The 7,697-nt window shown below is 70.4% G+C and carries 7 protein-coding genes; 3 read left to right on the top strand and 4 right to left on the bottom strand.

Features of this window, described 5'->3' with window-relative positions; translation table 11 throughout:
- On the bottom strand, positions 1-604 hold a 604-nt coding region (locus ACZ5NW_RS30680; RefSeq protein ID WP_468747221.1), incomplete at its 3' end, for a helix-turn-helix domain-containing protein.
- Positions 605-717: 113 nt separating this feature from the next.
- On the opposite strand from ACZ5NW_RS30680, the gene ACZ5NW_RS30675 reads away from it, so the two are divergent.
- Both ACZ5NW_RS30675 and ACZ5NW_RS30670 read left to right on the top strand, forming a co-directional pair.
- Positions 718-1,155 carry an ATP-binding protein gene (locus tag ACZ5NW_RS30675; RefSeq protein ID WP_468747220.1) on the top strand — a complete coding sequence of 146 codons (438 nt, stop codon included), beginning with the start codon at positions 718-720 and terminating at the stop codon, positions 1,153-1,155.
- 162 nt (positions 1,156-1,317) lie between these two features.
- Entirely contained in the window at positions 1,318-2,430 is a 1,113-nt protein-coding gene (locus ACZ5NW_RS30670; protein ID WP_468747219.1) for an ADP-ribosylglycohydrolase family protein, read from the top strand.
- On the opposite strand, the gene ACZ5NW_RS30665 is transcribed toward ACZ5NW_RS30670, so the two are convergent.
- Both ACZ5NW_RS30665 and ACZ5NW_RS30660 read right to left on the bottom strand, forming a co-directional pair.
- On the bottom strand, positions 2,427-3,980 hold the full coding sequence (locus ACZ5NW_RS30665; protein WP_468747218.1) for a sodium:solute symporter family protein: 1,554 nt from the start codon (positions 3,978-3,980) through the stop codon (positions 2,427-2,429). The two genes, ACZ5NW_RS30670 and ACZ5NW_RS30665, sit on opposite strands and share 4 nt — an antisense overlap.
- A 126-nt stretch (positions 3,981-4,106) precedes the next feature.
- On the bottom strand, positions 4,107-4,895 hold the full coding sequence (locus tag ACZ5NW_RS30660) for an SDR family oxidoreductase (protein ID WP_468747217.1): 789 nt from the start codon (positions 4,893-4,895) through the stop codon (positions 4,107-4,109).
- A gap of 73 nt (positions 4,896-4,968) precedes the next feature.
- Between ACZ5NW_RS30660 and ACZ5NW_RS30655 the strand changes: the two genes are divergently transcribed.
- Positions 4,969-5,814 (top strand): hypothetical protein, encoded by an 846-nt coding sequence (locus tag ACZ5NW_RS30655; RefSeq protein WP_468747216.1) that lies wholly within the window; start codon positions 4,969-4,971, stop codon positions 5,812-5,814.
- A 3-nt stretch (positions 5,815-5,817) separates the two neighbouring features.
- Here the strand turns inward: ACZ5NW_RS30655 and ACZ5NW_RS30650 are convergent, their stop codons facing one another.
- Positions 5,818-7,689, bottom strand: a complete 1,872-nt coding sequence (locus ACZ5NW_RS30650) for an MFS transporter (RefSeq protein ID WP_468747215.1) — start codon at positions 7,687-7,689, stop codon at positions 5,818-5,820.
- Between the last annotated feature and the right edge of the window lie 8 nt (positions 7,690-7,697).

The following is a 7,697-nucleotide window of genomic DNA, read 5'->3' as shown; positions in this document are numbered from 1 at the left end:
GGTCCTGGTGCTCCATGGGCATCACCTGGAGGTCCACGTGCGGCAAGTTGGCGACCTCCAATAGGTGTTCAAGCTGCTGCCGTAGCACCACTCTGCCACCAACGGGCCGCCGCAGCGTCGACTCTTCCTGCACAAAAGTCACCTGAGGTCGTGGCGCTCGGTCGAAGACTGCCTTGCGTGCCATGCGCTCGTTCACAAGGTGGTCGATCTCTGCCTCGGTGCACGCGGGCCTTCGCGTCATGTACAAGGCCCGTGCGTATTCCGGAGTCTGGAGCAAGCCATGGATCTGGAGGCTCGCGTATGCCCCCATTTCTATGGACTCATCCTCCAGCTCCTTTAGATCCCGCGTTTTTGCCGGATACCGAGCCTTCGCCACGTCCTCCTTCATGGCGGCGATCTTTCCGGCCGCACCCAGAACCTCGTCGGCCCTGTCCAGGAAGTCGGGCTTGGGAATGCGCCGCCCGCGCTCCACCGACGCCACCATCTCCGTGCCGTAGCGGATGGCGGTCCCGAGTTCCGACTGCTTAAGTCCGGCGGCTTCCCGCCACAGCTTGATCTGTCGCCCGACCAACTTGAGTACGGCCTGGGCCTCCTCGTCCTCCACGCCCGCCCTTTCATGCGTACGACCCCGTACGACCCCGAGCCGCGCCCGTACAGCCAAGTCCGTACCCGGGTCGTTGCTGTTCAGGGTAGGAAGAGGTGACCACCCTGAGTGATGTGAATGTCAAAAACTCCACCCAGGAAGTCGCCGTGGCCGACGACTTCACGGTCCTGATGTCGGCCACGCGCAGAGGCGCACGGCTGGCGAGGCTGCTGGCCGAGAGGCAACTCGCGGTGTGGGGGCGGCCGTTCGCGGACGCCTCCCAGGTGATGGCGGAACTGGCGTCCAACGCCGTGCTGCACGGGTACGTACCGGGCCGGGATTTCCGGCTGGAGCTGAAGCTGCTGGGCGACGACACCCTCCGTATCGAGGTGACCGACGCCCGGGGCGACCGGGTCCCACGACTCCCGGACCCGGAGAGCGGGTCTGCGGAGACCGGCGGCCGGGGCCTGCTGATCGTCGCCGCGTACGCGGAACGCTGGGGCGTGACACCGGCACCGGCGGGCGCGAAGACGGTCTGGGCCGAGTTGAGGCCGCGTCGCGTCAGACCATGACCCGCAGGTCCCGACCTTGGCCGATAAGCGACCGTCCTGGACCGTTCCCGCTCATCTTCCCCACATCTCACCCACTGTTTCTCTCCCGGAACCGACCGTCTCCGTGCGATTACAGTGCTGAACTGTTGTGGACATGCGCGGGGTGAGGGTGGGGAGGTCTTGGTGGGTGCGACAGCCGGGCCCATCTGGGGCCGTGCCGAACAGCAGGACTTCCGCAGCCGGGTGCGGGGCACCTTGTTGGGCGGGGCCCTCGGGGACGCGCTGGGGGCGCCGGTCGACCGGCTGACGGTGGAGGACATCCGGGGCGCGTGCGGACCCGAGGGCGTCGTCGACCTGATCCCCGCCTACGGGCGGCGCGGCGCCGTCACCCACCTCACGCAGCTCTCCCTGTTCACCGTCGACGGGCTGATCCGCGCGCAGGTGCGCAGGGACACCGGGGCCTGGCATCCGCCGACCGATCTGCACCGGGCGTATCTGCGGTGGGCGGCGACCCAGCGCGACTGGGGTCCCGACGAGCGCCGCAAGGACGACGGCTGGCTGGCCCGCGAGGAGTGGCTGTACGCCCGCCGGGACCCGACCAGGCCGCTGCTGCTCGGACTCGGCGACGACACCATGGGCACGCTGGACGTGCCCAAGAACCCGGCCGAGGACGGACCGGAGCCGGCGGCCCGCTCGGCGCCCTTCGGCCTGCTGGTGGGCTGGGAGCCGCAGCTGGTGGCGCAGCTGGCGCTGGAGTGCGCGGCCCAGACGCACGGTCACCCCACGGCGTGCCTGACGGCGGGCGCGTACGCGGTGACGGTGCACGCGCTGGCGCGGGGCGAGAGCCTCGACGCGGCGGTGCAGCGGGCGCTCGCCCTGATGGCCGTCCGCCCCGGGCACGAGCCGGTGAGCGCCGCCCTCCAGCACGCGCTGGGCGCGGTACGCCAGGGCATGCCGAGCCCGGCGCGGGTGGAGGAGCTGGCGGGGGAGGGCGGCGCGCCCGGTCTCCTGGCGGCGGCGGTCTACTGCGCGCTCGTCGCCGAGGACGTACGCCACGGTCTGCGTCTCGCGGTGAACCAGAGCGCCCCCTCGGCGGTGACGGCCACCCTGACCGGTGCCCTCCTCGGCGCCCTGCACGGCGAGACGGCCCTCCCCCCGGCCTGGCTGGCCGAGCTGGAGGGCCGTCCCACGATCCTGGAACTCGCCGACGATTTCGCGATGGAGATGACCCAGGGCCCGGCCCTGCACAGCCCTGCGGGGGCCGCGGCGGGGTGGTTGGCGCGGTATCCCCGTTAGGGGTTTGCCGCCATCGCGTCCCTCTGTCCCGGGATCGCCGCCGTCGCCCCGTCGTCGTCCGAGTTCAGTTTCTCGATGATCGCCAGGCGCTCCGGGGTGTCCTCCGGCTTGATGAAGCCGATCAGGATGTAGAGGACCAGGGAGACCGCCAGGGGGATGGAGACCTGGTACTGGAGCGGGACGCCTCCGTCGACGTTCCAGTTGATCGGGTAGTTGACCAGCCAGAAGGCCAGCAGACCCATCGACCAGCTGGTCAGCGCCGCCGTCGGGCCGGAGCGGCGGAACGGGCGGAGCAGGCCCAGCATCATCGGGATCGCCATCGGTCCCATCAGCCCGGCCACCCACTTGATGACGACGGTGATGATGTCCTTGAACGCGGGGGAGTTGACCTGCGTGGCCGCCGCCATGGAGAGGCCGAGGAAGACCACCGTGGTGAGGCGCGCGGCCCGCAGGCCCTGGCCCTGGGTCCATGTCCGCGCCCTGCGCCACACCACCGGCGCGCAGTCCCGGGTGAAGACGGCGGCGATGGCGTTGGCGTCGGAGGAGCACATCGCCATCGTGTGGGAGAAGAAGCCGACGACCACCAAGCCCAGCAGGCCGTGCGGCAGGAGCTGTTCGGTCATCAGGGCGTACGCGTCCGAACCGTCGGGCTTCTTCGAGGTCACCAGCAGCGGTGACATCCACATGGGGAAGAAGAGCACCAGCGGCCACACCAGCCACAGCGCCGCCGACAGCCGCGCCGACCGCTCGGCCTCCCGCGCGCTGCCCGTGGCCATGTACCGCTGGGCCTGGTTGAGCATGCCGCCGTTGTACTCGAAGAGCTTGATGAAGAGGAAGGCGAGCAGGAACACCGTGCCGTAGGGGCCGACGAGGGGTTTGCCGTGGCCGTGCAGGGCGGGTTCGTCCCAGGCGCCGAGGAAGCCGATGCCCTTGTCGTCCAGCTTCAGCACGACCGCGACGAACATCGCGATCCCGGCGAGGAGTTGGATGACGAACTGGCCCAGCTCGGTCAGCGCGTCCGCCCACAGCCCGCCGATCGTGCAGTACACGGCGGTGATGGCGCCGGTGATGAGGATGCCCTGGTTCAGCGATACCCCGGTGAAGACGGACAGGAGCGTGGCGATCGCCGCCCACTTCGCGCCCACGTCCACGATCTTCAGGAGCATGCCGGACCACGCCAAGGCCTGCTGCGTGCCCAGGTTGTAACGGTTCTTCAGATACTCCAGCGGGGAGGCCACACCCAGCCGGGAGCGCAGCCGGTTGATGCGCGGCGCGAACAGCCTGGAGCCGATGGCGATGCCGAGCGCGATCGGGAAGGACCAGGTGACGAAGGAGGTGACGCCGTAGGTGTAGGCGATGCCGGCGTAGCCGGTGAACATCACCGCGCTGTAGCCCGACATGTGGTGGGAGATGCCGGACAGCCACCAGGGCATCCTGCCGCCGGCGGTGAAGAAGTCGCTGACGTCGTCGACCCGTTGGTGCGACCAGACGCCGATGGCGACCATGACGCCGAAGTAGCCGATGAGCACGGCCCAGTCGAGACCGTTCATATGCGCCCTCCCAGGGTTCAGCCCGGCGCTCATCGTGGGCATCGCCGCGTGGACACGACAAGCGAGCGGAAGGCCAAGGGAGGGTAAAATCATTCGACATGTTGGCTCTTGTTCATCTACATGAACTCACCGCATCAGCTCCCCGGCGTTGACCAGCAGTGATTGTCCGGTGATGGCCCGGGCACGGTCCGACGCCAGGAACACCGCCGCGTCCGCGACATCCCCGTCCGTCGCCAGCTCGGGCAGCGCCATCCGCTCGGTCAGCCGCCCCAGCACCGCCTCCTCGGTGACCCCCTCGGTCTGCGCGCTGAACTGCACGTACGCCCGCACCGGCGGCCCCCACATCCAGCCCGGCAGCACGGTGTTGACCCGGATGCGCTCCGGCCCGAGCTCCCGCGCCAGCGAGTACATCGCGCTGGTCAGCGCCCCCTTGGAGGCCGCGTACGCCGCCTGGCGCACCTGTGAGGGCGCGGCCACCGCCGACTGCGTCCCGATGAAGACCACCGATCCGCCACCCCGCTCCCTCAGCCCCGGCAGACAGGCCCGCGTCATCCGCAGCGTCCCCAGCAGGTTCACGTCGATGACCTGCTGCCAGGTCGCGAAGTCCGCGTCCGCCACCCCGCCGAAGTAGGAGTCCCACGCGGCGACCTGCACCAGCGCGTCGATCCCGCCGAACCGCTGCACCGCGAGCCCCGCCAGCGCCTCGCACTGCGCCTCGTCGGTGATGTCGGTCGCCCGGTACGCCGTGCGCGTGCCCTCCGGGTCGATCTCCGCCGCGCTCTTCGCGAGATTCGCCTCGGTCCGCGCCCCCAGCACCGCGTTCCCGCCGTCCCGTACGACGGCCGCCGCGACCTGATGGCCGAGCCCGGCCCCGACCCCGGAAACGACCACCGTCCTGCCCGCGAGCAGTGACATCCCTGCCTCCCGCCTCTGGCGCTCTATCTGACGGAGCGTCAGAGTATGGGCGACCGCAGGAAAGGGGAACAGCGTGAGCGACGACACCCGCAGCGAGCTGTACGCCGAACTGGCCGCCGTAGGACCGTACGGCGTCCACCCGGGCCACGCCCTGATCACCATGGTCGAACCGCACCCCGGCCACGAGTACGCGTACAACCGCTGGTACGAGGACGACCACTACTACGCGGGCGCGATGGCGATGCCCTGGATGTTCGCGGGCCGCCGCTGGGTCGCCACCCGGGACCTCCAACTGCTGCGCCGCCCCGAGAAGTCGGCCGTCGCCCAGCCCGTCACGGCGGGCTGCTACCTCTCCACCTACTGGATCACCGACGGCCGCTACGCCGACCACATGCGCTGGACCGTCGCCATCAACCGACGCCTCAACCGCGACGCCCGCGTCTACCAGGACCGCACCCACGTCTTCACCGCGTTCCAGGACCACGAGACGACCGTCTACCGCGACGGCGCCGCCGGACCCCGCGACCTCCACGCCCTCGACCACCCCTACGCCGGCCTGGTCCTGGAAGTCATCGACGCCGAGTCACCGCAGGCCCGCGCCGACCTCGTGGAATGGCTGCGCGCCCGCCACCTCCCCAAGCGCCTCGCCGGCTCCCCGGCCGCGCTGGTGACGGTCTTCCGCCCCACCCCGCTGCCCCTGGACCGCATGACCTACGTCAAGCAGGTCGAGGGCGTGGACACCCGCCTGACCCTGCTGTGGTTCCTGGAAGCCGACCCCCGGGAGTGCTGGGAGACCCACTTCGCCGCCGGGGAGGCGGAGGCGCGGCTCACCGAGTGGGGCCTCGGGCGCCTCGAACTGCTGGCCCCCTTCATCCCCACGGTCCCCGGCACCGACCGCTACGTCGACCGCCTCCGCTGAGCGCTACTGCGACGACTCCGACGACACCGACGACCTGACCGCTTCCTTCAGCTCGTCCGGGCACGGCGTGCCCCGCGGCAGCTGATAGGGCGCCGCCAGACGATACGTGCCCGCCTTCGGCGCCAGCAGCATCGTCCACTTGTCGCCCTGGGCGTCCTCCTCCGTCTCCATCAGACAGCCGTTGACGTTGTCGAACGCCTTCGGCTCGCCCTCGGCCCGGTGCTTGGACGCCTCCGTCTCCTGCGGCGCCTTCAGCCGCTTGCCGTGCTCGTCGACGATGCTCAGCCACGGCGAGTACGGCATCCGGATCAGGATCGGCCCGGACCTGCGCACATCGATCGTCCACTCGCCCTGCTCGGCCCGCAGCACGTTCGCGTACGGCTCGGCCAGCGGCGACGGATCGGTCACCCGGAACAGCTGCCAGTTGGCGTCGCCCCAGACCTGCTGGAGATACGGCAGCCCGCGCTGCACCAGCTCCCGCTCGCGCTCCCCGCCGTCCCCGTCCGGCTTGTCCTTCGGCAGCACCACATAGCGCACGGCCCACCGCTGGAGCCACTCGTGGTAGTTCGCCGAGTTCAGGGTGTCGTCGTAGAAGAGCGGGTTGCGCTCCATGTCGGCCTGCCGGTTCCAGCCGCGCGCCAGGTTGAAGTACGGCGCGAGCGCGGCCGCCTCCCGGTGCGAGCGGGCCGGTACCACCTCGACGCGGCCCTTCGCGGCGCCCACGCCCTGGAGCTCGTTGACGAGCGGTGCCAGCTCACGCGCCCAGGACGCCGCGGGCGTCGTCCGGACGACGTCGTCGACCGACTTGAAGCCGATCCAGACGACGAACCCGGCCGACGCCAGGACGATCGCGTACCACTTCAGGGAGCGCGGCACCGCGAACGGCAGCGCGCACGCCAGCACCACACCACCGAAGAGCATCGCGAGCCGCGTGATGTTCGACCCGATCTGCGAGCTGACGACGAACACCGCGAGCACCGAGATCCCGTACACCGCCGAGGTGATCCGCACGGTCTTCCAGGCACGCGGCACGAGGAAGAACGCGAGCCCCGCGTACAGAAGCGGCAGCACCGTCGAGCCGAAGGCCATCGGCTGGGTGCCGGAGAAGGGGAACAGCCACGCCGACACCGCGACGACGGCGGCCGGGGCGAGACCGAGCGCCCAGGCGCCGGGCCGCCGCTTCTGCAGGAACAGCGCGACGGCGATCAGCCCCACGAAGAGACCGGCCACCGGCGACGACATGGTCGCCAGCGCGGCGAGGGGAGCGGCGCACAGGGCCTTGGCCCAGCGCTTGTACCGCCACTTGTGCGGCCAGCAGAACACCACGGCCACCGCGCCCAGCGCGAACATGGTGCCGAGGCCGAAGGTCACCCGGCCCGAGGCGGCGTTGCAGAGGAAGGCGAAGACCCCGGCCAGCGCCGGCCACAGCGGCTTCTTCACGGGCCGGCAGCGCAGCAGGATCAGCGCCAGCAGGCTCGCGGAGATCGTCCCGGCGATCATCATCGTCGTACGGACGCCGAGCACGGACATCAGATACGGCGAGACCACGCTGTACGACACCGGGTGCATGCCGCCGTACCAGGCGAGGTTGTACGCGGAGTCGGGGTGCCGGCCGACGAACTCGGCCCACGCGTCCTGCGCGGCGAGATCGCCGCCACTGTTCGCGAACGTGAAGAACCAGACGAGGTGCAGAACGCCCGAGAGGGCGGTGACGGAGAGGACGAGATGCCGCCGGAGGAAGGCGGTCAGCGTGCGGAGGGTGCGAAGAGCGGGGTTCGGGCGGTCACCGGACGGCGACGCGGGCACCCGTATTCGCGGGCCGGCGTCCTGGTCCGGACCGGTGTCGTCGGTGCGTGTCGGCTCCGCTGTGGCCACCTGTAGGC

The sequence above is a fragment of the Streptomyces sp. NPDC032126 genome, from assembly GCF_055580085.1.
The sequence above is the reverse complement of the archived record's forward strand: the minus strand, read 5'-3'. Positions and strand labels throughout refer to the sequence as shown.